Source organism: Streptomyces sp. Q6 (genome assembly GCF_036967205.1).
GTDB classification, from domain to species: Bacteria; Actinomycetota; Actinomycetes; order Streptomycetales; family Streptomycetaceae; genus Streptomyces; species Streptomyces citrinus.
Genome location: NZ_CP146022.1, coordinates 4,232,360 through 4,254,906, shown reverse-complemented (window position 1 = coordinate 4,254,906; position 22,547 = coordinate 4,232,360). Strand labels below are relative to the sequence as shown.

22 protein-coding genes and 1 pseudogene are annotated in these 22,547 nt (G+C 69.5%); 13 read left to right on the top strand and 10 right to left on the bottom strand.

Going from position 1 to position 22,547, the window contains the following annotated elements:
- The first annotated feature begins 22 nt into the window (after positions 1 to 22).
- Together V2W30_RS19900 and V2W30_RS19895 are read left to right on the top strand one after the other, a co-directional pair.
- Positions 23 to 1,228: an MFS transporter gene (locus V2W30_RS19900; RefSeq protein ID WP_338698355.1), complete on the top strand. Its 1,206-nt coding sequence runs from the start codon at positions 23 to 25 to the stop codon at positions 1,226 to 1,228.
- Positions 1,229 to 1,339: 111 nt separating this feature from the next.
- Positions 1,340 to 1,762, top strand: a complete 423-nt coding sequence (locus tag V2W30_RS19895) for a GlcG/HbpS family heme-binding protein (RefSeq protein WP_338698353.1) — start codon at positions 1,340 to 1,342, stop codon at positions 1,760 to 1,762.
- Positions 1,763 to 1,836: 74 nt separating this feature from the next.
- On the opposite strand, the gene V2W30_RS19890 is transcribed toward V2W30_RS19895, so the two are convergent.
- A complete protein-coding gene (locus tag V2W30_RS19890) occupies positions 1,837 to 2,703 on the bottom strand; it encodes a GNAT family N-acetyltransferase (protein WP_338698351.1) in 867 nt (288 codons plus the stop codon).
- A 19-nt stretch (positions 2,704 to 2,722) separates the two neighbouring features.
- A complete protein-coding gene (locus V2W30_RS19885; RefSeq protein ID WP_338698350.1) occupies positions 2,723 to 3,244 on the bottom strand; it encodes a DUF2269 domain-containing protein in 522 nt (173 codons plus the stop codon).
- A 76-nt stretch (positions 3,245 to 3,320) separates the two neighbouring features.
- Between V2W30_RS19885 and V2W30_RS19880 the strand changes: the two genes are divergently transcribed.
- On the top strand, positions 3,321 to 3,959 hold the full coding sequence (locus tag V2W30_RS19880; RefSeq protein ID WP_338698349.1) for an HAD-IB family phosphatase: 639 nt from the start codon (positions 3,321 to 3,323) through the stop codon (positions 3,957 to 3,959).
- 504 nt (positions 3,960 to 4,463) lie between these two features.
- Positions 4,464 to 5,810, top strand: a complete 1,347-nt coding sequence (locus V2W30_RS19875) for a globin domain-containing protein (RefSeq protein WP_425244567.1) — start codon at positions 4,464 to 4,466, stop codon at positions 5,808 to 5,810.
- A gap of 100 nt (positions 5,811 to 5,910) precedes the next feature.
- Here the strand turns inward: V2W30_RS19875 and V2W30_RS19870 are convergent, their stop codons facing one another.
- The 4 genes from V2W30_RS19870 to V2W30_RS19855 form a co-directional block, all read right to left on the bottom strand.
- Positions 5,911 to 6,393: an NUDIX hydrolase gene (locus tag V2W30_RS19870; protein ID WP_338698345.1), complete on the bottom strand. Its 483-nt coding sequence runs from the start codon at positions 6,391 to 6,393 to the stop codon at positions 5,911 to 5,913.
- 59 nt (positions 6,394 to 6,452) lie between these two features.
- Positions 6,453 to 7,358, bottom strand: coding sequence for a LysR family transcriptional regulator (locus V2W30_RS19865; protein ID WP_338698343.1), 906 nt, complete (start codon positions 7,356 to 7,358; stop codon positions 6,453 to 6,455).
- A 191-nt stretch (positions 7,359 to 7,549) separates the two neighbouring features.
- Positions 7,550 to 8,041, bottom strand: coding sequence for a low molecular weight protein-tyrosine-phosphatase (locus V2W30_RS19860; RefSeq protein WP_338698341.1), 492 nt, complete (start codon positions 8,039 to 8,041; stop codon positions 7,550 to 7,552).
- Between the two features lie 8 nt (positions 8,042 to 8,049).
- On the bottom strand, positions 8,050 to 8,427 hold the full coding sequence (locus V2W30_RS19855; protein WP_338698339.1) for a phage holin family protein: 378 nt from the start codon (positions 8,425 to 8,427) through the stop codon (positions 8,050 to 8,052).
- A 59-nt stretch (positions 8,428 to 8,486) separates the two neighbouring features.
- Here V2W30_RS19855 and V2W30_RS19850 point away from each other — a divergent pair, with 59 nt between their 5' ends.
- The 4 genes from V2W30_RS19850 to V2W30_RS19835 all read left to right on the top strand — a co-directional run bounded on the left by V2W30_RS19850 (position 8,487) and on the right by V2W30_RS19835 (position 10,699).
- Positions 8,487 to 8,804: a cupin domain-containing protein gene (locus tag V2W30_RS19850; RefSeq protein WP_338703697.1), complete on the top strand. Its 318-nt coding sequence runs from the start codon at positions 8,487 to 8,489 to the stop codon at positions 8,802 to 8,804.
- A gap of 143 nt (positions 8,805 to 8,947) precedes the next feature.
- Entirely contained in the window at positions 8,948 to 9,160 is a 213-nt protein-coding gene (locus tag V2W30_RS19845; protein ID WP_338698337.1) for a DUF5326 family protein, read from the top strand.
- 197 nt (positions 9,161 to 9,357) lie between these two features.
- Positions 9,358 to 10,134 carry an IclR family transcriptional regulator gene (locus tag V2W30_RS19840; protein WP_338698336.1) on the top strand — a complete coding sequence of 259 codons (777 nt, stop codon included), beginning with the start codon at positions 9,358 to 9,360 and terminating at the stop codon, positions 10,132 to 10,134.
- A 100-nt stretch (positions 10,135 to 10,234) separates the two neighbouring features.
- On the top strand, positions 10,235 to 10,699 hold the full coding sequence (locus tag V2W30_RS19835; RefSeq protein ID WP_338698332.1) for an SsgA family sporulation/cell division regulator: 465 nt from the start codon (positions 10,235 to 10,237) through the stop codon (positions 10,697 to 10,699).
- A gap of 72 nt (positions 10,700 to 10,771) precedes the next feature.
- On the opposite strand, the gene V2W30_RS19830 is transcribed toward V2W30_RS19835, so the two are convergent.
- On the bottom strand, positions 10,772 to 12,139 hold the full coding sequence (locus V2W30_RS19830) for a YibE/F family protein (RefSeq protein WP_338698330.1): 1,368 nt from the start codon (positions 12,137 to 12,139) through the stop codon (positions 10,772 to 10,774).
- Between the two features lie 231 nt (positions 12,140 to 12,370).
- Here V2W30_RS19830 and thiC point away from each other — a divergent pair, with 231 nt between their 5' ends.
- From thiC to V2W30_RS19815, 3 genes and pseudogenes are all read left to right on the top strand, one after another.
- Positions 12,371 to 14,167, top strand: a complete 1,797-nt coding sequence (gene thiC / locus V2W30_RS19825) for a phosphomethylpyrimidine synthase ThiC (RefSeq protein ID WP_338698328.1) — start codon at positions 12,371 to 12,373, stop codon at positions 14,165 to 14,167.
- A 143-nt stretch (positions 14,168 to 14,310) separates the two neighbouring features.
- Positions 14,311 to 15,600: a DUF4241 domain-containing protein gene (locus V2W30_RS19820; RefSeq protein ID WP_338698327.1), complete on the top strand. Its 1,290-nt coding sequence runs from the start codon at positions 14,311 to 14,313 to the stop codon at positions 15,598 to 15,600.
- Positions 15,601 to 15,628: 28 nt separating this feature from the next.
- Positions 15,629 to 15,775, top strand: a pseudogene (locus tag V2W30_RS19815) (thiamine biosynthesis protein ThiC); the annotation flags it as partial.
- A gap of 83 nt (positions 15,776 to 15,858) precedes the next feature.
- Here V2W30_RS19815 and V2W30_RS19810 read toward each other — a convergent pair.
- The 3 genes from V2W30_RS19810 to V2W30_RS19800 form a co-directional block, all read right to left on the bottom strand.
- Positions 15,859 to 16,722 carry a hypothetical protein gene (locus tag V2W30_RS19810; protein WP_338698325.1) on the bottom strand — a complete coding sequence of 288 codons (864 nt, stop codon included), beginning with the start codon at positions 16,720 to 16,722 and terminating at the stop codon, positions 15,859 to 15,861.
- A gap of 182 nt (positions 16,723 to 16,904) precedes the next feature.
- Entirely contained in the window at positions 16,905 to 17,981 is a 1,077-nt protein-coding gene (locus V2W30_RS19805) for a metallophosphoesterase (protein WP_338698323.1), read from the bottom strand.
- A 240-nt stretch (positions 17,982 to 18,221) separates the two neighbouring features.
- Positions 18,222 to 19,334: a LacI family DNA-binding transcriptional regulator gene (locus tag V2W30_RS19800; protein WP_338698322.1), complete on the bottom strand. Its 1,113-nt coding sequence runs from the start codon at positions 19,332 to 19,334 to the stop codon at positions 18,222 to 18,224.
- Between the two features lie 367 nt (positions 19,335 to 19,701).
- On the opposite strand from V2W30_RS19800, the gene hisC reads away from it, so the two are divergent.
- Together hisC and V2W30_RS19790 are read left to right on the top strand one after the other, a co-directional pair.
- Complete coding sequence (hisC, locus tag V2W30_RS19795) at positions 19,702 to 20,781, top strand: histidinol-phosphate transaminase (protein ID WP_338698320.1); 1,080 nt, start codon at positions 19,702 to 19,704, stop codon at positions 20,779 to 20,781.
- Between the two features lie 246 nt (positions 20,782 to 21,027).
- Complete coding sequence (locus tag V2W30_RS19790) at positions 21,028 to 22,533, top strand: cytochrome ubiquinol oxidase subunit I (protein WP_338698319.1); 1,506 nt, start codon at positions 21,028 to 21,030, stop codon at positions 22,531 to 22,533.
- The last annotated feature ends 14 nt before the right edge of the window (positions 22,534 to 22,547 follow it).

The window sequence follows — 22,547 nt, the reverse complement described above, 5'->3', positions numbered from 1 at the left end:
ACAGTCTGGGAAGGTGAACCCCATGCCTCTCGCGCTCCTTGCCCTCGCGATCGGGGCCTTCGGGATCGGAACCACGGAATTCGTGATCATGGGACTGCTCCCAGAGGTCGCGGGCGACTTCGGCGTCTCCATCCCCACGGCCGGATTCCTCGTGACCGGCTACGCCCTCGGCGTCATGTTCGGCGCCCCGTTGATGACCGCCGTCGGCACCCGCATCTCCCGCAAGCGGATGCTGATGCTGCTGATGGGCCTCTTCATCGTCGGCAACCTGCTCTCCGCCGTGGCCCCCGTCTTCGCCGTGATGCTGATCGGCCGCGTGGTCGCCTCGCTCGCCCACGGCGCGTTCTTCGGCATCGGCTCCGTGGTCGCGGCCGAACTGGTCGCCCCGCAGAAGAAGGCCGGAGCCATCGCGATGATGTTCACGGGCCTCACCGTGGCCAACGTCGTCGGCGTCCCGCTCGGCACCCTCATCGGCCAGTCCCTCGGCTGGCGCGTCACGTTCACGATCGTCGCGGCGCTCGGCGTCGTCGGTCTCCTCGGCATCGCCAAGCTCGTACCGGACCTGCCCAAGCCCGAGGGCGTGCACCTGCGGCACGAGCTGGCCGCCTTCAAGAACGTCCAGGTCCTGCTCGCCATGGCGATGACCGTGCTCGGCTTCGGCGGAGTCTTCGCCGCCATCACCTACATCACACCGATGATGACCAACGTCGCCGGATTCGCGGACGGCTCGGTGACCTGGCTGCTCGTCCTCTTCGGGCTCGGCATGGTCGGCGGCAACCTCATCGGCGGCAAGTTCGCCGACCGGGCCCTGATGCCCATGCTCTACGTCTCCCTGAGCGCCCTGGCGATCGTGCTCGCCCTCTTCACCGTGACCGCGCACCACAAGGTCCTGGCCGCGATCACCATCGCCCTGATCGGCGCGCTCGGGTTCGCGACGGTGCCCCCGCTCCAGAAGCGGGTCCTCGACCAGGCCTCCGGCGCGCCCACGCTCGCCTCGGCCGTCAACATCGGCGCGTTCAATCTCGGCAACGCCCTCTCCGCCTGGCTCGGCGGCATGGTGATCGCCGCGGGCCTCGGCTACACCGCCCCGAACTGGGTCGGCGCCGCGCTCGCCGCGGGAGCCCTCGTCCTGGCCGTCCTGTCCGCCGCCCTGGAGCGTCGCTCGCCGGCCCCGAGCCTGGTCGTCACCGGCGCCGGACAGCGGCACGCCGAGCCGGCCCACCACTGACCCGCGTCACCTCCGGGCCGGCGCACCACCGACCCGCCCCACCTCCGTCGGGGCCGACGACGTCCCCGCACCCCTGAACGACCCGCACCACCCCGCAAGGAGAACCCCCACATGAGCACCACCACGGCCGTCACGCCGCTGACCACCCAGGACGCCGAGAAGCTCGTCGCCGCCGCGTACCGCGCCGCCGAAGAGGCCGGAGTCACCGTCAGCGTCACCGTCCTGGACGCCGGCGGTCACCTTCTGGCCTTCCGCCGCGACGACCGCGCCGTGCTGATCTCCGGCGAGACCAGCACCCGCAAGGCGTACACGGCCCTCCAGCTGAACGCGCCGACCGCCGACCTCGTCGACCTGGTCAAGCCCGACGGCCCGTTCCACAGCCTGCCCACCGCCCTCGACCGGCCGCTCCTGTTCATCGCCGGTGGCCGTCCGATCCACCGCGACGGCCGCCTCATCGGCGCCATCGGCGTCGGCGGCGGCGCTCCCGAGCAGGACCACGGGTTCGCCACGACGGCCGTGGAGTCGCTCGCGTAGCGGCGGCGCAGACGGACGAGCCCGCCCCGAGCGGCCGCATCACAGCGGCCCTCGGAGCGGGCTTCCTGCTGTCCTCAGCCGGCCGCGACGGTCAGCGGCGCGAAGCGGCGGGTCCAGTCGCCCGGCAGATCCGGGGCGCCGTGGTTCATCACCGCGTTCATGCTGATGCCCTCCAGGCCGCGCTCCTTGACCCAGGCGAGCAGCTCTTCATGGCGTACGTCGATGTCGGTGCGCAGCGGTCGGTCCGTGCCCGCCGCGAGCGAGGCGACGAGGGCCTTCGCGGTCTCGGTGTCACGGGCGATCAGCGGACCGATCACGTGCGTGTCCATGTTGGGCCAGGCCGCCGCGTAGCCGACGAGCTCGCCGTCGGCCTCCGCCACCCGCAGCTGGTCGGCGAAGGCCGGCAGGCGCGTGATCACGTGCGTGCGATCCGGGCCGAACACCTCGGCGTCCAGGCGCAGGATCGCCGCGAGGTCCTCGGCGGTCGCCGGGCGCGTGGCGACGTCGGGCGCCGCACCGCCCGGGGCGAAGTGGCCGCGCACCATCTCGGCCTGGCCGGTGACCTTGAAGCCCAGTTCCTCGTAGAGCGGGCGCCCGTACGGCGTCGCGTGCAGCGTCAGCGGCGTCGTGTGCGCACGCTCCAACGCGTAGCGCATCAGACGCCTGCCGACCCCCTGACGTGCATGCCGTTCGGCGACCAGGACCATGCCGATCGCGCCGAGTTCGGGGCGGTCCTGATGGCCGTACTCGGTCACCACGAAGGCGCCGACGAGTCCGCCGTCGGGGTCGTCGATGCCGTAGCCCGTACCGGCGGTGAGGAGCAGACCCCACTTGTGTTCTTCGCGGGGCCACCCCCGGTTCTCGGAGAGGTCGGCGCAGGCGAGGACATCGCGCCGGGTGAGACGGCGGATGGGAAGGTCGGAGAGGGAAGGTGTCGACACGCAGGTCAGGCTCTCGGACTCAGCCCGTCGCGTCCACCGCTTTGCGCGCAGTGACCCGGTGCTTTCGGCCACGTCGGGTCAGACCCCAGGGCTTGAGCACGGAGATCGCCGTCATGAAGACGTACGAGGTCAGGGAGGCGATCGGTCCGGCGAGCAGGTCGGTGGCGCGGGGCACTCCGCCACCTGCGGCGAGCGTGGCCACCGCGCCGTCGACGCCGGGCCGCAGGGCGAAGATCGAGGCCGCGGTCGTGGCGAGGGTCAGCCAGAACTTGACGTAGATCCACCGGTGCCGGGCCAGCCCCCAGGGCGTCCCGAGCGAGAGCACCAGGCCGCTGAAGAGCGTCAGGAGGGCCAGCGGGATCACCAGCCAGTCCGCGAAGAGCTTCATGGAGCGGGCGGAGGCCTCCACGGCCGCGCCCGCCCCGGTGGTCGTCGCCGTGACGGCCAGCGCGAGCAGCCCGAGCGTGACGCCGAGCCAGCAGGCGGACGCGGCGACGTGCACGACGAGGAGGGCCCGACGAGGGCGGCGCTGAAGTTTCACGTGAAACACCGTGCCGGGATCGGCCTCCGGAGGCGTCTGACGGCGGGAGTAATCCGTCCTACTAGCCTCGGCGTACATGACGCGACCGAGACTGCACCTCTTCGACCTCGACGGGACGCTGCTGCCCGGCACCTCCGCGCCCGTAGAGATCTCCCGGCAGCTGGGCCTGGAGGCGGAGACGCTCGCCCTCGATGTCGAGATCGGCGCGCAGCGCATCGGCCCGCCGGAGTACGCGCGCCGGATCCATGCCCTCTGGTCGGGGCTGACGGCCGACCATGTGGCCGCCGCGTTCGACGGGGCGCCCTGGCTCGTGGGCATCCGGGAGACATGGGCCGAGATCCGGGAGCGCGGTGACTACTGCGCGGTCGTCTCCCTGTCGCCGTCCTTCTTCGTCGAGCGGCTCATCGGCTGGGGCGCCCACGCCGCGTACGGCTCGCGCTTCCCGGCCGTGCCGTTCACCGAACCGGTCGATTCCGCCGGCGTGCTCAGCGCGGCGGCGAAAGTGAAGATCGCGGACCGGCTCTGTGAAGAGTTCGGGGTGGACCGGGCTGATTGCGTTGCGTACGGCGACTCCCTGTCGGACGTGGACCTTTTCGCCGCCGTCCCTGTTTCGGTGGCGGTCAATGCGGACCGGCACCTGGTCGGCCTCGCCACTCACTCCTATGTGGGGCGTGATCTGCGGAAGGCGTACGAATTGGTGCCGCGCGACCGGTAATCGAGGAATTTCGGAGAGCCTCAGGTTCGCTTAATCGGCGCTTAAGCGGGGAGGGGGTCGTGGCCCTTACGGCGGCCGGTATGGTCGACTCCGGTTCGCGCCCTGTGCATGGAAGACGCCAGGGAGGGCACCTGGGGGAAGCCGAGGGGGAACCGTGACACGCACGCAGGCCACCGCAGCGTAACCGGACGGAGAGATCCAAAACCGGCACTTTCCGCTTTGTGTTCTGCGCAATGGCGGCGGGTGGCATGCTGCGGTGAGAGAACTGCGGGCAATGTCACATTCTTGCCTTACTTGTCCGTAGCGGGCCGGAATGCAGGTTCACTATGGGCCGCATTGTCCGGTGAGGCCGACGGGCCGAACCGACGAGTCGAACCGACGAGTCAAGCCAACGAGTCATGGAGCGACAGACGGGGGAAAACCCGCTGCTTCCGTTCGCGGAACAGCACGGAAGGCCGCGGGTGTACAGAGACCGACCGAGAGATGTTCGAGGCGAGGCACAGCATGGACGCTCCGACCACTACGTCGGCCGGTTCCGACCCGGGCGACGGGGGCGGCTGGTTCACGACGCGCACGACCGCCGGACCGGATCCGACCCCTCCCGGCTCCGAGCCGGAGGGCCGAATACCGCAGCCGCGCCCGGCGCGTGAGCCGCGGCCCGCGGAGCCCGCGCGGACCGCTCCGGTCGCGCCGGCCGGCCCCGTCGCCGAGCCCCGTCCGCAGCGCCCGGCCCGGCAGAGCGCCTCCCCCGACGCGCTCCTCGTCCGCCGCACGATGGAGGAGGTCGGCCCGGTCGCCGACCAGGTCACCTCGTACTTCTACGCCCTGCTCTTCGTGCGCCACCCGGAGCTGCGCCAGCTGTTCCCCGTCGCGATGGACACCCAGCGCGACCGCCTCCTGAAGGCGCTGCTGACCGCCGCGGAGCACATCGACAACCAGGACGTCCTGGTCGCGTACCTGAAGAACCTGGGACGCGGTCACCGCAAGTACGGCACGCACGCCGGGCACTACCCGGCCGTCGGTGAGTGCCTCATCGCCGCGCTCACCCGGTACGCCACGACGACCTGGGACGCGCCGACCGAGGCGGCCTGGGTCCGGACGTACACGGCGATCTCCCAGATCATGATCGACGCGGCGGCCGAGGACGAGCTGAAGGCGCCGCCGTGGTGGCTGGCCGAGGTCGTCTCGCACGATCTGCGGACCTCTGACATCGCTGTCGTGACGGTCAGACCCAACCAGCCGTACCCGTTCCTGGCCGGGCAGTACACGACGCTGGAGACGCCGTGGTGGCCGCGGATCTGGCGGCACTACTCGTTCGCGGCGGCGCCCCGCTCCGACGGGCTGCTCTCGTTCCACGTGAAGGCGGTGCCCGCGGGCTGGGTCTCGAACGCCCTCGTGCACCGCGCCCGCCCCGGCGACGTGCTCCGCCTCGGCCCGCCCGCCGGGTCCATGACCGTCGACCACAGCACCGACGCGGGCCTGCTGTGCCTGGGCGGCGGCACCGGCATCGCCCCCATCAAGGCGCTCGTCGAGGACGTCGCCGAGCACGGGGAGCGGCGCCCGGTCGAGGTGTTCTACGGCGCCCGTACCGACCACGACCTGTACGACATCGACACCATGCTGCGGCTCCAGCGGACCCACCCGTGGCTCGCGGTCCGCCCGATCGTCGACCACGGCCTCCAACTCCCGGACGCGGTCCGGGACTACGGGCCCTGGGACGAGTACGACGGCTACCTCTCGGGCCCGCCCGGCATGATCCGCAGCGGCGTCGACGCGCTGCGCGACGTCGGTATCCCGGTCGACCGCATCCGGCACGACTCGGTGGAGGACCTGGTCGCCGCCGCGAACTGAGGCGCTCGTGCGGCCGGCGGACGCCCTCGTGCGGCGGCTGAGGCGCCCGTACAGCCGGCGGACGCGCTCGTACGGCGGACCGAGGCGCTCGTACGGCGGGTCAGCCCAGATCGGGCGCGTGCATCGCCCGCACGCCCTCGATGTTGCCGTCGAGGTAGTGGCGCAGGGACAGCGGCACCAGATGGACCGAGGCGATGCCGACGCGGGTGAAGGGCACCCGGACGATCTCGTACTCGCCGCACGGGTCCTCGATCTCGGGGCCGTGCCGCTGGTCCGCGTCCATCGTCTCCAGACGGCAGACGAAGAAGTGCTGGACCTTCACGCCGGTCGCGCCGCCGTCCTCGCCGATGTGCTCCACGGTGTCCACGAAGCAGGGCACCACGTCGATGATCTTGGCGCCGAGTTCCTCGTGCACCTCGCGGTGCAGGGCGTCCACGACGGTCGTGTCCTCCGGCTCGACTCCGCCGCCGGGGGTCACCCAGTACGGATCGACGCCGGGCTTGGTCCGCTTGATCAGGATCAGGTCGTCGCCGTCGAGCAGAACGGCGCGTGCGGTGCGCTTGACCACGGGTCGGACGGTCATGGGAGAAATGTGGCCCGGCTGGTTCCACGTGAAACATCCCGTACCGTCCGCGCCCGCGCTCACGACCAGTCGACAGCAGCGCGCAGCAGCCACTCATGCGCCCGCGCGATGTGCGGCAGGGCGAGTGTGCCGGTGCGTACGACCAGGAAGTACGTGCGCAAGGGCGGCACCGGCGGGTCGAGGAGCGCCACGATCTCGCCGCGCTCCAGGGCCGCCGCGCACAGATAGCGCGGCAGGACGCCCAGGCCGGCTCCGGCGATCACGCAGGCGAGGACCGCGCGCAGGTCCGGGACGACGACCGTGCCGGAGGCGACGGGCCGCGCGTCGAAGACGGCGGCCCAGTAGCGCGTGACCAACGGCAGCGACTCGTGGACCTCGACGACCGGGAACTTCTCCAGCGAGGGTGCCGCGTCGCGATGCAGGGTGCCGGAGCCGACGCGGGCGGCCCAGCGCGGTGCGGCGACCAGGACGTGCTCCTCGTCGCAGAGCGGAGTCGCCGTGAGCAGAGCGCCGCGCGGACGGGCCGTCGTGATGGCCAGATCATGATGTCCGGCGGCGAGCCCCTCCAGGACCTCCTCGGCGGTGCCGAAGGTGGCGCGCAGGGCGATGCTGTGGCCGTCGTCGCGGGTCAGGGCCGTGAGCGCGGGAAGAGCGCGCTCCGCGCTGAACTCCGGCGGCCCCGCGAGGTGCAGGGTGCGGACGGAGGAATCCTCGTCGAGCCCGGCCTCCGTGATCTCCACGAGGGCGTCGAGATGCGGGGCCGCCTTGTGGGCCAGTTCGTCGCCGATGCTGGTCGGCGTCACACCGCGAGCCTGGCGCAGGAACAGCGGGCGCCCCAACTGCCGCTCCAGCGCGCGTATCTGCGAGGTCACCGCGGGCTGCGAGAGGCCGAGCAGGGCGGCGGCGCGGGTGAAGGACCCGGCCCGATGGACCGTCACGAACGTACGCAGCAGAGCGAGATCCATGCGCCTCCCCTCTCCTCGCGACCGTCCGTCGCGCCCAACTATAAATATGTCGATAGGTCTCTGTCGCTCCCGTGATTGGACACTGACACACAGTCAACTAGCCTTGTTCGCGCGGTTCTTCGCGCGCAGAACCGGGACGGTCCGAGCCACGAGGGGGGAGGCTCGGACCGTCCTTTCTGCGTAGCCGGGTACTAGACGGCCGGGGAGTTCACCGCGTCGCGCACGGCGACGAGCAGCCCGTCGCTCGCCGCCTCGACCATCCTCAGGCACTCCTCGAAGCCGTCCATGTCGCCGTAGTACGGGTCGGGGACGTCCAGGTCGTCGCCGGCGGCGGGATCGTACGAGCGCAGCAGATGGATCTTCTCGGCCTCCTCCGGCAGCGCGGCCATGCGGCGCAGGGTGCGCTCGTGGCCCGCGTCGAGGGCGATGACCAGATCGAGCCGGGCGAACCACTCGCGGCGGAACTGCCGGGCCGTGTGGTCACTGGTGTAGCCGCCCTCCTGGAGGACGTGGACGGTGCGCGGGTCCGCCGGGTCGCCCTCGTGCCAGCCGTCCGTGCCCGCGCTGTCGACCTCGACGAGAGCGGAGAGTCCGGCCTCCTCGACGCGGGCGCGGAAGACGTGCTCGGCCATCGGCGAGCGGCAGATGTTGCCGGTGCAGACGAAACAGACGCGGAAGGTCATCGGACGCCTCAGTCGTTGTCGGGCAGTACGACGTTCAGCGCCCACGAGACGACCGAGATGATCAGGCCGCCGAGGATCGCGGTCCAGAAGCCGTCGACGTGGAAGCTCAGGTCGAACTGGTCGGCCAGCCACGAGGTCAGCAGCAGCATCAAGGCGTTCACGATCAGCGTGATCAGGCCCAGCGTGAGGATGAAGAGCGGGAACGTGAGCAGCTTCACGACGGGCTTCACCAACACGTTGACCAGGCCGAAGATCAGCGCCACCAGGAGCAGCGTGCCGATCTTCTTGCCCGTGCTGTCGCCGGTCAGGGTGATCTTGTCGAGCACCCAGACCGCGACGGCCAGGGCCCCCGCGTTGGCGATCGTCTTGACTACGAAATTCTTCATGTGTCTGATCGTGGCAGACGTGACCGGTGATGACGTGGACAGCGAGGGCGACGACGGCGATGAAGGCTTTCCGGCTGGACGAACTGGAGGCGGAGCGTGCCGCCAACGACGGCGCGTATCTGCAGTTCCTGCGCGAGCGGAACATGTCGGTCGGGCTGTACGCGCTGGACGCGGGGGAGCACGACGCGCAGCAGCCGCACCAGCAGGACGAGGTGTACCTCGTGGTGAGCGGCCGCGCCTCGATCACGGTCGGGATGGAGACCACGCAGGTCGGCCGCGGCAGCGTCGTGTACGTCCCGGCCGGCGTCGCCCACAAGTTCCACCACATCAGCGAGGATCTGCGGGTTCTCGTGGTCTTCTCTCCCCCGGAGAGCTGACGCCGGACCCCGGGGTTCCCTAAGGGGCGGGTCAGGGGAGGGCAAGGGATCGCGAGGCCCCATCCGGGCCCGCGCCGTGCCAGCATCGAGTGCAGGAAGTCAGAGGAGCCCCGCGGGGGCTCTCAACCGAAGGAGCGAGGGCAGTGCGAGAGATATTCGCGGGCATGCCGTGGTGGGTGAAGTGGGTCGCGGTGCCGGTCATCGCCCTGGTCGTGTTCGGCGGGCTGATCGCCAGCATCGTCGGCTTCGTGATCGGTCTGCTCTTCAAGGTCCTGGTGTTCGCCGCTCTGGTGGGCGGCCTCATCTACGTCGTACGGAAGTTCATGGCGGGCTCGTCCTCGCGCAGCGACTGGTGAGCGCGGGCGGGGTGCGGGGTCCCGGACGGCGGTGAGGATTCCCTTGGTTGCGTCGTGCGACGGTTCGCACGACCGAGGGAAGTTTCCGTTCCGGGCCCGCACGAAGCGGTGGCCAAGGGTTAAAGTCCGGAATCCGACGGCTTCCTCCCCGTGAGCCCCGGGAACGCGGGGACACCCACGAGCATCGGGAGTGAACCGTGGCCACGGCTGACACCGCACCCGCCGCCCAGCAGACGCTCATCGGCTCCGTCCAGCGGGCCATGCGGCTGCTCGAGGCGGTCGCCTCGCACGACGACGGGGCCCCCGCCAAGCAGCTCGCCAGGGAGGCCGGGCTCGCCCTCCCCACCGCCTACCACCTGCTGCGCACGCTCACCCACGACGGCTACCTCCGCAGGGAGAACGGCGTCTTCGTCTTCGGCGACGCGACCGAGCGGCTGAGCAGCAGCGGAGCGCAGCAGAATCGTCGCGGCATGATCACCGAGGCGCTGCGGCACTGGCGGGACGCCATCGGTGTCCCGGTCTACTTCGCGGTCTACCGCGACGGCGAGATCGAGGTCGTCGCCGTCGCCGACACTCCGGCCAATCCGGCCGTCGAGGAATGGGCCGACTTCCGCGAGACCGGACACGCCCACGCGATCGGGCAGTGCCTGCTCTCGCAGCTCGACGAGGCTGCGCGCCGCGACCACCTCGACCGCTACCCCGCGCAGTCCCTCACGCCGTACTCGGTGCGCGACGACCGCTCACTGCTGCGCAAGCTGAGCGCGGTGGGGCGGATGGAGCCTGTGATCGAGCGACAGGAGTACGCGCTGGGCTCCGCCTGCGCCGCGTTCCCGATCACCATCGGGTCGACCGCGGCCACTTTGGCCATTTCGCTCCCTTCCCACCAGGCCGAGAAACTGCTTCCCGCCGCACGTCAGTTGCAGCACGAGATCGGAAAGCTCGTAGGGACACTCGCCTTCTCTATCAGCATCTGAAAACTCACTCCTTGTGATCCCCCGTGTACGTTGAGCAAGATGCCAGCAGTGTCAGGAAGGTCATTCCTGGCCAATCGACGGCAAGTTGACGGGGTAGGCGATGCGCGAGTCGGTACAAGCAGTTCAGGCAGAGGTCATGATGAGCTTCCTCGTCTCGGAGGAGCTCTCGTTCCGCATTCCGGTGGAGCTCCGGTACGAGGCCGGGGATCCGTACGCCGTGCGGCTGACCTTCCATCTTCCCGGAGACGCGCCCGTGACCTGGGCGTTCGGCCGGGAACTCCTCGTCGACGGGGTCAACGGAGCCAGCGGCGACGGTGATGTGCGGATCTCCCCGGTGGAGTTGGCCGCGGGCGGCGCAGGCGAGATGCCGGGCGAGGTCCACATCCGGCTCCAGGTCGGCACCGATCAGGCGCTGTTCCGGGCCGGGGTCGCTCCGCTCGTCGCGTTCCTCGACCGTACGGACAAGCTCGTCCCACTCGGTCAGGAGCGGGCGCTCGCCGACTTCGAGACCCACCTCGACGAGGCCCTCGACCGGATCCTCGCCGAGGAGCAGAGCGCGGGCTGAGCCGTTTCCCCCGGCAGGCCCCCCAAGACGTAACGCTTCAGCAGCACGGTGCACCCGAGCCGTACCGTGCGCTCAGCGCTTGCGTCGCCGGCCTCTGCCACCGCGTACCGGTGCGGCCTTCTCGGGCCCGTGGGACCCCGGGCGGTCGGCGGAGACCACCAGGGCCGCCAGAGCGGTGGTGACCGGCACGGACGCCACCAGGCCGATCGAGCCGACCAGCGTGCGCACGATCTCCTCCGCCACGAGCTCGCTGTTGGCGACGTCGCTCACACTGCTCTGCGCGATCGAGAAGAGCAGCAGGAGCGGCAGCGCCGCGCCCGCGTACGCCAGGACCAGGGTGTTGACGACGGACGCGATGTGGTCGCGGCCGATCCGGATGCCCGCCCGGTACAGACCGCGCCAGCCCATCGTCGGGTTGGCCTCGTGCAGTTCCCAGACCGCCGACGTCTGGGTCACCGTCACGTCGTCCAGGACACCGAGCGAACCGATGATGACTCCGGCCAGCAGCAGACCGCTCATGTCGATGTGCGGGTACAGGCCGTGGATCAGGCCGGTGTTGTCGTCCGTGTTGCCCGTCAGCGCGGCCCAGTCGATGAACAGGGACCCCAACAGGCCGATCAGCAACAGCGATACGAGCGTGCCCAGCACGGCGACCGAGGTGCGGGCCGACAGACCGTGGCACATGTAGAGCGCGATCAGCATGATGGTGCTGGCCCCGACGACCGCCACCACCAGCGGATTCGAGCCTTGCAGGATCGCGGGCAGGATGAACGACGTCAGGACGAGGAAGCTGACCGCGAGCGCGATCAGCGCCATCAGACCCCGCAGCCGGCCCACCACGACCACGGCCACGGCGAAGATCCCGGCCAGCAGCGTCATCGGCAGTTTGCGGTTCACGTCGGTGACCGAGTACTGCAAGTTCTCCGGAGCGTCGGGCGCGTAGGCGACGATCACCTTCTGGCCCTCGTGCAACTGGCGCGGCGAATCCGGCTGGACGACCTCGGTGAACGTACGGCCCTTGTCCTTGCCGGTGTCGATGCGGATCGTCGCGTTCTCGCAGGTCCCGGTGGCCTGTTGCTGGGCGGAGGAGCCCTCGGCCGTGGAGGTGTCGCCGGTGGGCGTGCCCCCGGAGGCGTTCACGGACTTGCAGTCGACCTGGTCGACCTTGGTCACCGTGGCCTGCTGCGTCTGCCGGTCGAAGCCGACGCCGGTGCGCTCGTGCGCGGGGGCGCCCCCGGGCCACAGCACCACCAGGCCCACGACGACGGCGACCGAGAACGGCACCAGGATCGCCGCGATGACCTTCCGCAGATGCTTCGAGACCGGGGCGGCCGGACCGTGGCTGTGCGAGTGGCCGTGGCCGCCGTGCCCCGTCCCGGACGGGCCCGGTCCGTGCGGCGGTTGGGACGGCGGAGGCGGGGGCTGCTGCGTGGTGGTCACCGACCGATCATCGCAAGAACGGCAGGGGCCCTCTGTTCAACGCGTCCGACATGACGCTAGCGTGGAGGCACCTTTGCACACGCGGGAGCTCGGAGCACCGGGCTGAGAGGGCGCTGACCTCCGTACCGAGGCGTGTTTCACGTGAAACAGCGTGGAACATCGCGGGACGGACATCGCTGCGTCGACCGCCGAACCTGTTACCGGGTAATGCCGGCGTAGGGAGTAGGTCTCATGACCACAACGGACGCACGCACGCCTGCCTCCAGCTCTGCTGACGAGGCCGGGAAGTCCATCGGCTGGCACAAGGGATACGTCACGGGTTCGCGCCCGGACCTCCAGGTGCCGGTCCGTCAGGTGCATCTCACCAACGGGCAGTCGGTCACGCTGTACGACACCTCCGGCCCGTACACCGATCCGACCGTCGACACCGATGTCCGCCGCGGGCTCGCCCCGCTGCGGGAGAACTGGATCATCGCCCGCGGCGACACCGAGGAGTACGCGGGACGCCCCGTCCGACCCGAGGACGACGGCATCAAGCACACCTCGCCGCGCGGCGGGGGTCTGAAGAACCTCGACGCCGTCTTCCCCGGCCGGCCGCGTCTGCCGCGCCGCGGCCGCACCGGCGCGGCCGTGACCCAACTCGCGTACGCACGCAGGGGCGAGATCACCCCGGAGATGGAGTACGTGGCCATCCGGGAGAACGTCGCGCCCGAGGTCGTACGGGAGGAGATCGCGGCCGGTCGCGCGGTGCTGCCCGCCAACGTGAACCACCCGGAGATCGAGCCGATGATCATCGGCAAGAGGTTCCTGGTGAAGGTCAACGCCAACATCGGCAACTCCGCGGTCACCTCCTCCATCGAGGAGGAGGTGGAGAAGATGACGTGGGCGACCCGCTGGGGCGCCGACACCGTCATGGACCTCTCCACCGGCCGCAACATCCACACCACGCGCGAGTGGGTGCTGCGCAACTCCCCCGTCCCCATCGGTACGGTGCCGCTCTACCAGGCCCTCGAAAAGGTCGACGGCAAGGCCGAGGAACTGACCTGGGAGATCTACAAGGACACGGTCGTCGAGCAGGCCGAGCAGGGCGTGGACTACATGACGGTCCACGCCGGGGTCCGCCTCCCGTACGTCCCGCTGACCGCCAACCGCAAGACCGGCATCGTCTCCCGCGGCGGCTCGATCATGGCCGCGTGGTGCCTCGCGCACCACAAGGAGAGCTTCCTCTACGAGCACTTCGAGGAGCTGTGCGAGATCCTCGCGGCGTACGACGTCACGTACTCGCTCGGCGACGGCCTGCGCCCCGGCTCCATCGCGGACGCCAACGACGAGGCGCAGTTCGCTGAGCTGCGCACCCTCGGCGAGCTGAACTCGATCGCCAAGCGGCACGACGTCCAGACGATGATCGAGGGCCCGGGCCACGTCCCGATGCACAAGATCAAGGAGAACATCGACCTCCAGCAGGAGATCTGCGAGGAGGCGCCGTTCTACACGCTCGGCCCGCTGACCACCGACGTCGCACCCGCCTACGACCACATCACGTCCGGGATCGGCGCCGCGATGATCGCCTGGTGGGGCACGGCGATGCTCTGCTACGTCACGCCCAAGGAGCACCTGGGCCTGCCGAACAGGGACGACGTGAAGACCGGCGTCATCACGTACAAGATCGCCGCCCACGCCGCGGACCTGGCCAAGGGGCACCCGGGCGCGCAGGACTGGGACGACGCGCTGTCCGACGCCCGCTTCGAATTCCGCTGGGAGGACCAGTTCAACCTGGCCCTCGACCCGGACACGGCACGGGAGTTCCACGACGAGACGCTGCCCGCCGAGCCGGCGAAGACCGCGCACTTCTGCTCGATGTGCGGCCCGAAGTTCTGCTCGATGAGGATTAGCCAATCCATCACAAAGCAGTTCGGTGGTACGGCGGCTGCGGGAGCGTCGGCCGAGGAGGTCGCCGAGGGGATGCTCCAGAAGTCGAAGGAGTTCGCGGCCGGCGGGAACAGGGTGTACTTGCCGCTCGCGGACTGACGCTCCGGGCGGTGCCCGCGGTCGGCTGATCCGGGCACCGCCTGTGGCACTGTTCTCGCCCCGCGGCTGCCCCTGCCGTTGTCACATGCCGCACTTAAGGTTCCTCGCAACAGCATGAGCTTGATCGGTGCAGTTCGGGAGGCATGATGCAGGGCGCTGAGCAGACGGTGAAGGTGTCTTTCGGTGAGGGATGGGACCGGGCCTCCCGAACCGTGGTCCGTCCTCTCTCGCCCACCGGGGCCGAGGCCCGCGATCGTGCGGGGAAGCCCTATGTGATGGTGTACCGACTGGAGGGCAGGAGTTCGCCCATCGAGGTGCACTTGGTGGCCTGGGGCGATTCCCACGTCGGCGGATGGGCGTACGACGATCAGGGACGGCGGACCGGGGAAGTGGACTTGCGCCTGCTCGAACCCGGCCGCCTGTTCATACGCCACATCGCGCAATGGCGTTATGACACCGAGGACCAGGCCGAGTTCGCCCCCGACGCGGAGCGCTCCTATACGGACCTCTTTCCTGGCGGCAAAGGGCGCAGCGTGAGTGAACCGAAGGGGGATCGAGGACCGTCACGCCACACGCTCGCGGGCATCCCGGAAGAGAACCGATGGCATGACAGATCGCTGTTCGGTGTGTGCGGTGCCAGGCAGCTGCTCCTCACGCAGCTGTCGACGTCGGAGCAGCAGCCACAGTTCGTCGACGCCACCGAGAGCGAGACCGAGGCATCGTGCGCAGACCGCGTCGCCGATGCCCGGCCTTCTCCGTGGGTGCCTCCGCGACCGGCACGTCCCACCCATCTCAAGGAGCTGTTCGAGCCAGGCACACGTATCGCGACGAATTTCGAGCCGGAGATGACGGTCACCGCCGTACGCGACATCGCGGCTCTCCGCGTGCCCAGCGGCAGGCTCGTCGTCGCGGATCCCGACACCGAGGGCCACAGCGCCGGACGCGAGCTGTCCGAGCGGATCCCTCCGGGCGAGTACCCCGTACAGGCCGCAGTGGTTGCATACGAGCATCAGCGCGGGGACAAGCGCATTGCCAACCAGGATGAAGTCGCCGTCCGGCTACTGCTGGGGGAAGAGACGGTCGTGTCGTGGGAGCTGGCGCTCACGGAGGAGGACGACCCCCGGCTGTTGCGCGAGGGCGAGTTCTTCGGCTTCGACACGGACTGTGCTGCGGGGGCCTTCGCCGATGCCTCGGGCTGGGAAGTACTCGCGGACAAGTACCGGCTCTATCTCGTGGAGCAGGAGGACGACGCCGGAGAGACCCTCAGTGAGGGGTACCTGCGCACCACGGACGACGTGACGGGCAGTGACCTCGTCTCCTTCTACACCGGTGGGGATGGCACGTATCCCGTGTGGATGGGACGCGCGAGCACGGGAAAGCCGGTGTGCGTCGTAGTTCTGACCGCCTACCTGCCCGAACTGCGGCTCCTCTGAACGGGTCCGGTCCCCGACGATTCCGAGTGGCCAGTTGCTCTCCTCGATGAAGATCTCGCAGGACATCCGGCGCGCGCACGGCTCCACGAAGGCCGAGGTCGAGGCCGGGATGGAGCAGAAGTCGAAGGAGTTCGCCGAGGCGGGCAACCGCGTCTATCTGCCGCTGGCCGACTGACGCGTACGCGCGCGCGACCGAGGGCTCGGGGCCCGCGCAGTTCGCCCCGAGCCGAGGTCACGGCCCCCGCCGATGCCGGAGGGTCAGTCCGGCTGGTGCTCGGGGCCTCCGAAGTCCGGACTGGAGAAGTCCGGGCTGGAGTAGCCGGCGCGCTGCCCCGTGGCGGTGCCTCCGCCGTCGGGGCTGCTGAATCCCGGCCGGTTGTAGCCGAGTTGGGGCATACGGCTGGTGGAGCCGCCGCGGCTGCCCCCGAGCGGCGTCCCACCGCTCGGGGGCGGATCCGCGAGGGCGTCCCGCAGGAACGGCAGGATGCCGCGCTCCAGGAGTGCCTTGCCCCAGACTTCTCTGGCCTGTGCCACCGCCTCGTTGGACTCGCCGTGCGCGCTCGCCTGGAGCGACGTCGCTCCGTTGCGCAGGGCCGTCAGCAGCAGGCAGACCGCCGCGACGAGGATGCCCGCCGCGGTGATGGCGCCGAAGACCCAGCCGAACGCCAGCAGCGTGTCGGCGAAGTCGGGCGCCGGGTGCAGCATCTTCAGGATGTAGCCGACGAGCAGGAAGATCGCGGCGGCGGTCCCGGCGAGGACCGGGGCGAGTACGACGGCGACCGCGGCGACGCCGGGTCCCGTGGTCTCCGCGACCAGACCGATCGTGTTGCTTCCGGACTCCGCCGAGCCGGAAGAGCCTCCTTCACGTAGCGGGCGGACGGGCCGCGGGGCGGCGCGCAGTTCCTCACGGACCTTGACGTAGTGCTGGTACTCGGTGGCGGCCGCCGTGCTGATCAGCGCGGCGGCGTTCAACGCCATGGTGCGCAGCTGTTCGGGGTTGAGCCGCTGGCCCACTGCGGCGAGTTCAGGGCGGCTGGGTGCGGTACGCAGCGCCTCATCGAGGATCCGCTCGAACTCGGGGCGGTCCTCGTTCAGCAAATGCGGAGCGCTGTTCATGTGCATCCCCCGATGCTCCGTAGGGCTTGGTGGCTCGCATGGTTACGAGCCGTCGGGCAGAAACGGAGGGGAGCCTGCTACGGATAAGCCGATGGTAGAGCGGTCACGGCACGCGGTGACAGGGGGTTTCCGGAAATTGGCCCTGTGGCCTGCCGGATCCTCCGCTTACGCGGCTGCCCGGTGAACTCTCAGATATCCATGGGGAGTTGCTGGACCAGCAGTTTTCCGGCCATGGTCACGCCGCCGTCCATGGCGATGGCCAGACCGCCCGCGTACACGTGCGGTCCCTCGACGACGGGCCGGCTCTCCTCGCCGTCGGCGTCCTCGCCGCCGACCTCGCCGAGGAGGTACGGGATCGGGCTGTGGCCGTGCACGACGCGCGAGCCGCCGTAGGCGTCGAGGAGCTCGCGGACGGACCCGGGCCCCGACTCCTCGTCCCGGAACGCGAACCGCTTGGTGAACTTGCGGAACAGGTCCCAGCACTCGTCCGCGTCGTTGCGCGTGAGCGTCTCGCGGACCGTGTCGTTGACCGCCTCGATGGAGTCGCCGTAGTCGAGGTAGGCGGTCGTGTCCGAGTGCATCAGCAGGTGGTCGTCCTCGATCTCGATCGCGTCGAGTCGGGACATCCACTGGAGATGGACGTCCTGGAGGCGGTCCATGTCGGACTTCTGGCCGCCGTTGAGCAACCAGGCCGCCTGGAAGGTGGCGGTGCCCGCTCCGGAGTTGACGGGGGTGTCGCCGAACCGCTTCGCGCCGAGCAGCAGCAGCTCGTGGTTGCCCATGAGCGCCTTGCAGTAGCCGCCCGCCGCGGCCGCCTCGGCGGACAGCCGCATCACGAGGTCGATGACGCCGATCCCGTCGGGGCCGCGGTCGGTGAAGTCACCGAGGAACCACAGGCGCGCGGTGCCCGCCGCCCAGTTGCCCTCGGCGTCGATCAGGCCCTTCTCGCGGAGCGCGGCGAGCAGCTCGTCGAGGTAGCCGTGCACGTCGCCGACGACGTACAGCGGGCCGGGTCCGTCGGCCGGCTGCTGCACGGTCTGCTGCACGACCTCGACCTGCACGGTGTCACCCCGATTGATGACGGGGAGATCGCGCTCGGTGGGGGTGTACCCGTCCGGGTACCCCTCGGTGGCGTCGGGCTCGGGGCCGGGGGCGGGGTCGGACGGCACCACGTTCGCCGGTACGTCATGGACGTACGCGGGAACGCGGAAGTCGCGCAGCGTCTCCGTGCGCGCTGCGGGTCCCTGACCGGCCCCCTGAGTCATCGACCCCTCCACCACCATTGCGCCGCCTGTGCACCGGATCGGACTGCCTGGTCGCAGCGGCCCGCGGTGTCGTGCGCCCATCATAGGAATGCGGCTCGCGCTGTGTGATGCACCAGGGGTGGTGAATCGGTGACGGGGGGCTGTTCACCGCGCTTTTCTCCCGAATTGGTGGGGACTTTTCCCCTGGTTTCTTGCCGGTTTCTTTCTTGTCCCTTCCGGGTCGGTCGCGGGAACGGGCGGTCAGCCCTGCCCCGGGGAGCGGGGCGGGCTGACGGTGGTGCGGGGCGGACGGCGCTGGGACGACGTCCGCACGATCAGTTCCGTCGGTATCACCTGCTCGACCGGCTGGTCCGATTCGAGCCCCTCGATGGCGTCGATGAGGAGTTGGACGACGGCCGTGCCGATGCGGCGCGGCTTGAGCGAGAGGGTGGTGATGGGCGGCTCTGTATTCGAGTACACATTCGACTCGCTGCAACACACGAGCAGCAGGTCCTCCGGGACGCGCAGGCCGTAGCGGCGCGCGGCCGCGAGCAGATCCGTGCCGTTGGGGTCGAACAGGCCGTAGACCGCGTCCGGGCGGTCGGGCCTGGCGAGCAGCCGGTCGGCCGCGACGGCCCCGGCACAGGGGTCGTGCGCGGGATAGGACTCGTAGACCGGCTCCTGCCCGATCCGCTCGCACCAGCGCAGGTACGCGGAGGTGGAGAGGTGCGTGTAGGTGTCGGTGGTGGTGCCGGTCAGGAGGCCGATACGGCGGGCGCCGGCCTCGGCGAGGTGATCGAGGATGCCGAGTACGGCGGCCTCGTGGTCGTTGTCGACCCAGGCGGTCACGGGCAAGGTGCCCGCGGGACGTCCGTCCGAGACGACGGGCAGGCCCTGGCGGACCAGTTCACTGACGACCGGGTCGTGGTCGGAGGGGTCGATGACGACGGTGCCGTCGAGCGCGACGTTCGACCACACGTCGTGGCGTGAGGTGGCGGGCAGGATGACAAGGGCGTAACCGCGCGCGAGCGCGGCGGAGGTGGCCGCTCGGGCCATCTCGGCGAAGTACGCGAACTCCGTGAAGGTGAAAGGTTCATCCCCGTAGGTCGTCACGGTCAGGCCGATCAAGCCCGACTTGCCGGTACGGAGCGTGCGGGCGGCCGCGGAAGGGCGATAGCCCAGCCGATCGGCGACCTCGCGGACATGGCGTCGGGTGGCGTCCGGTAGCCGGCCCTTGCCGTTGAGCGCATCGGAGACAGTCGTGATCGAGACCCCGGCGGCTGCGGCAACGTCTCTGATGCCTGCCCGGCTCGGCCGGGTGCCTCTGCGGGTCGTCTCAGCCCGGCTCACCTGGTGCTTCCCTGCTGCTGTCATGGCGAGCCGATAGTAGGGCTCATGCGGCTGCATGGCGGGGGCGCATATGCACGCGTTGACAGGCACGTTTCTGCAAGGTGATGAACCATCAATGACCTTGGAAATCAAGGGAGTTGGGGGGTAGTACAGCGGTACGTTACTTGTCGGCACGCATGAGCCTGCCAAGTCGGCGATGTTGCGAGTAGGTCTCAACTCACCTTCACGGGTGATGCGCGCCACGGCGCGAGCCACCGGCGCACGCCAGGGCGGGGAGCGCTCCCCCCTCTCCGTACGCCTTCGCCGGGTCGAGGGGCCCGGCCCATTGGGGCGGGCCGCGAATCCTCTTAAGGTGAGCAGTATTGGAACGGTGGCTACAAGGAGGACTGCGGTGAGCGAGAAGAACCCCAGGCTGCGTGCCGAGCTGGACGGGGTCCCCACCTACAAGCCGGGCAAGCCGGCGGCTGCCGGGGGTCCGGTGGCATTCAAGCTGTCCTCCAACGAGAACCCGTATCCCCCGCTGCCGGGCGTGATGGAGCAGGCGATCGCCGCGGCCGGCTCCTTCAACCGGTACCCGGACATGGCCTGCACGGGCCTGATGAACGAGCTGTCCGAGCGCTTCGGGGTGCCGGTCGAGCACCTGGCCACCGGCACCGGCTCGGTGGGCGTCGCGCAGCAGCTCCTCCAGGCGACCAGCGGTCCGGGCGACGAGGTCATCTACGCCTGGCGGTCCTTCGAGGCGTACCCGATCATCACGCAGATCAGCGGCGCCACGTCGGTGCAGGTGCCGCTGACCGACGGGGACGTGCACGACCTCGACGCGATGGCCGACGCGATCACCGACCGCACGCGCCTCATCTTCGTCTGCAACCCCAACAACCCCACGGGCACCGTGGTCCGCCGGGCCGAGCTGGAACGGTTCCTCGACCGGGTGCCCTCCGACGTCCTCGTGGTGCTCGACGAGGCGTACCGGGAGTTCATCCGCGACACCGAGGTGCCGGACGGCGTGGAGCTCTACCGGGACCGGCCGAACGTGGCGGTGCTGCGGACCTTCTCGAAGGCGTACGGGCTCGCCGGGCTGCGGGTCGGCTTCGCGATCGCCCACGAGCCCGTGGCGGCGGCGCTGCGCAAGACCGCGGTGCCGTTCGGCGTGAGTCAGCTCGCGCAGGACGCGGCGGTGGCCTCGCTGCGCGCGGAGGACGAACTCCTCGGACGCGTCGGCTCGTTGGTGGCGGAGCGCGCCCGGGTCGTGGACGGGCTGCGGGCGCAGGGCTGGACGGTGCCCGAGACGCAGGCCAACTTCGTGTGGCTGCGGCTGGGGGAGCGGACGACCGACTTCGCGGCGGCGTGCGAGCGGGCCGGGGTCGTCGTGCGGCCGTTCGCCGGCGAGGGCGCGCGGATCACGATCGGCGAGACCGAGGCCAACGACATCTTCCTGAAGGCGGCGGAGGCGTTCCGCAAGGAGCTCTGAGTCGTCGCGCGCTGCGGCCGGTTCGGCGGGGTGATCCCCGCGGAACCGGCCGTTCGCATGTCCGGGCACGGGCGCCGTGTGGCGTTCCTCGCAGTAGGGGGACCCCCCTTCGGATCCCGACAGTCAGTACGACATAATGCTTGTGAATGTGAACGCGTTCACAAGCGTGTCCCGGTTCCTCCCGGGATTTGTGGGATTAAAGGGGCAAACTGCCGCTGTGACCGCAGCGACGTAAGGAGAGACGCAGTGGACCTGGCTTTGGCGCCGGAGACCCTGGCGCGATGGCAGTTCGGCATCACGACCGTCTACCACTTCCTGTTCGTCCCTCTGACGATCTCGCTCGCGGCGCTGACCGCCGGGTTGCAGACCGCCTGGGTGCGTACGGAGAAGGAGAAGTACCTCAGAGCCACCAAGTTCTGGGGAAAGCTCTTCCTGATCAATATCGCGATGGGTGTCGTCACCGGCATCGTGCAGGAGTTCCAGTTCGGCATGAACTGGTCGGACTACTCCCGCTTCGTCGGTGACATCTTCGGGGCGCCCCTGGCGTTCGAGGCACTGATCGCGTTCTTCTTCGAGTCCACCTTCATCGGGCTGTGGATCTTCGGCTGGGACAAGCTGCCGAAGAAGATCCACCTGGCCTGCATCTGGATGGTGTCGATCGGCACGATCCTGTCGGCGTACTTCATCCTGGCGGCCAACTCCTGGATGCAGCACCCGGTCGGCTACAAGTACAACAAGGCGAACGGGCGGGCCGAACTCACCGACTTCTGGCACGTGCTGACGCAGAACACGGCGCTCACCCAGGCGTTCCACACGCTGTCCGCCTCGTTCCTGACCGGCGGCGCGTTCATGGTCGGCATCGCGGCATTCCACCTGGCCCGCAAGAAGCACATTCCGACGATGCGGTCGTCGCTGCGGCTGGGCCTGATCACCGTCGTCATCGCGGGACTGCTCACCGCGATCAGCGGCGACCAGCTCGGCAAGGTCATGTTCAAGCAGCAGCCGATGAAGATGGCCGCGGCCGAGGCGCTGTGGGACGGCCAGAACTCCGCGCCGTTCTCGATCTTCGCCTACGGAGACGTGAGCAAGGGCCACAACACCGTCGAGCTGTCGATCCCCGGGATACTGTCCTTCCTCGCCGACGACAACTTCCACTCGTACGTCCCCGGCATCAACGACACCAACAAGGCCGAGCAGGAGAAGTACGGACCGGGCGACTACCGGCCGATCATCCCCGTCACCTTCTGGGCGTTCCGCTGGATGATCGGCTTCGGGATGGCGTCCTTCGCCATCGGTCTGCTCGGACTCTGGCTCACCCGCAAGAAGTTCATGCTGCCGCAGGCCATGCGGACGGGCGACGACGAAGTGCCGAACCTGGTGCTCTTCAAGAACAAGGCCCTCAGCCCGAAGTTCACGAAGCTCTACTGGATCGTGGCGCTGTGGACCGTCGGGTTCCCGCTGATCGCCAACTCCTGGGGCTGGATCTTCACCGAGATGGGCCGGCAGCCGTGGGTCGTCTACGGCGTCCTCCAGACCCGCGACGCCGTCTCCCCCAGCGTCTCGCAGGGCGAGGTCATCACCTCGATGACCGTCTTCACCCTGCTGTACGCGGTCCTCGCCGTCATCGAGGTCAAGCTGCTCGTGAAGTACATCAAGGCCGGGCCGCCCGAGCTCACCGACGACGATCTCCACCCGCCCACCAAGATCGGCGGAGACCGTGACGCCGACAAGCCGATGGCCTTCTCCTACTGAGGCCCAGGGAGCTC

What these genes read in the sequence shown, in the direction of transcription:
- V2W30_RS19900 (WP_338698355.1), top strand. Translation starts at nt 23, where the DNA reads ATGCCTCTCGCGCTCCTTGCCCTCGCGATCGGGGCCTTCGGGATCGGA.
- V2W30_RS19895 (WP_338698353.1), top strand. Translation starts at nt 1,340, where the DNA reads ATGAGCACCACCACGGCCGTCACGCCGCTGACCACCCAGGACGCCGAG.
- V2W30_RS19880 (WP_338698349.1), top strand. Translation starts at nt 3,321, where the DNA reads ATGACGCGACCGAGACTGCACCTCTTCGACCTCGACGGGACGCTGCTG.
- V2W30_RS19875 (WP_425244567.1), top strand. Translation starts at nt 4,464, where the DNA reads ATGGACGCTCCGACCACTACGTCGGCCGGTTCCGACCCGGGCGACGGG.
- V2W30_RS19870 (WP_338698345.1), bottom strand. Translation starts at nt 6,393, where the DNA reads ATGACCGTCCGACCCGTGGTCAAGCGCACCGCACGCGCCGTTCTGCTC.
- V2W30_RS19865 (WP_338698343.1), bottom strand. Translation starts at nt 7,358, where the DNA reads ATGGATCTCGCTCTGCTGCGTACGTTCGTGACGGTCCATCGGGCCGGG.
- V2W30_RS19860 (WP_338698341.1), bottom strand. Translation starts at nt 8,041, where the DNA reads ATGACCTTCCGCGTCTGTTTCGTCTGCACCGGCAACATCTGCCGCTCG.
- V2W30_RS19855 (WP_338698339.1), bottom strand. Translation starts at nt 8,427, where the DNA reads ATGAAGAATTTCGTAGTCAAGACGATCGCCAACGCGGGGGCCCTGGCC.
- V2W30_RS19850 (WP_338703697.1), top strand. Translation starts at nt 8,487, where the DNA reads ATGAAGGCTTTCCGGCTGGACGAACTGGAGGCGGAGCGTGCCGCCAAC.
- V2W30_RS19835 (WP_338698332.1), top strand. Translation starts at nt 10,235, where the DNA reads ATGCGCGAGTCGGTACAAGCAGTTCAGGCAGAGGTCATGATGAGCTTC.
- thiC (WP_338698328.1), top strand. Translation starts at nt 12,371, where the DNA reads ATGACCACAACGGACGCACGCACGCCTGCCTCCAGCTCTGCTGACGAG.
- V2W30_RS19820 (WP_338698327.1), top strand. Translation starts at nt 14,311, where the DNA reads ATGATGCAGGGCGCTGAGCAGACGGTGAAGGTGTCTTTCGGTGAGGGA.
- V2W30_RS19810 (WP_338698325.1), bottom strand. Translation starts at nt 16,722, where the DNA reads ATGCACATGAACAGCGCTCCGCATTTGCTGAACGAGGACCGCCCCGAG.
- V2W30_RS19805 (WP_338698323.1), bottom strand. Translation starts at nt 17,981, where the DNA reads ATGACTCAGGGGGCCGGTCAGGGACCCGCAGCGCGCACGGAGACGCTG.
- V2W30_RS19800 (WP_338698322.1), bottom strand. Translation starts at nt 19,334, where the DNA reads ATGACAGCAGCAGGGAAGCACCAGGTGAGCCGGGCTGAGACGACCCGC.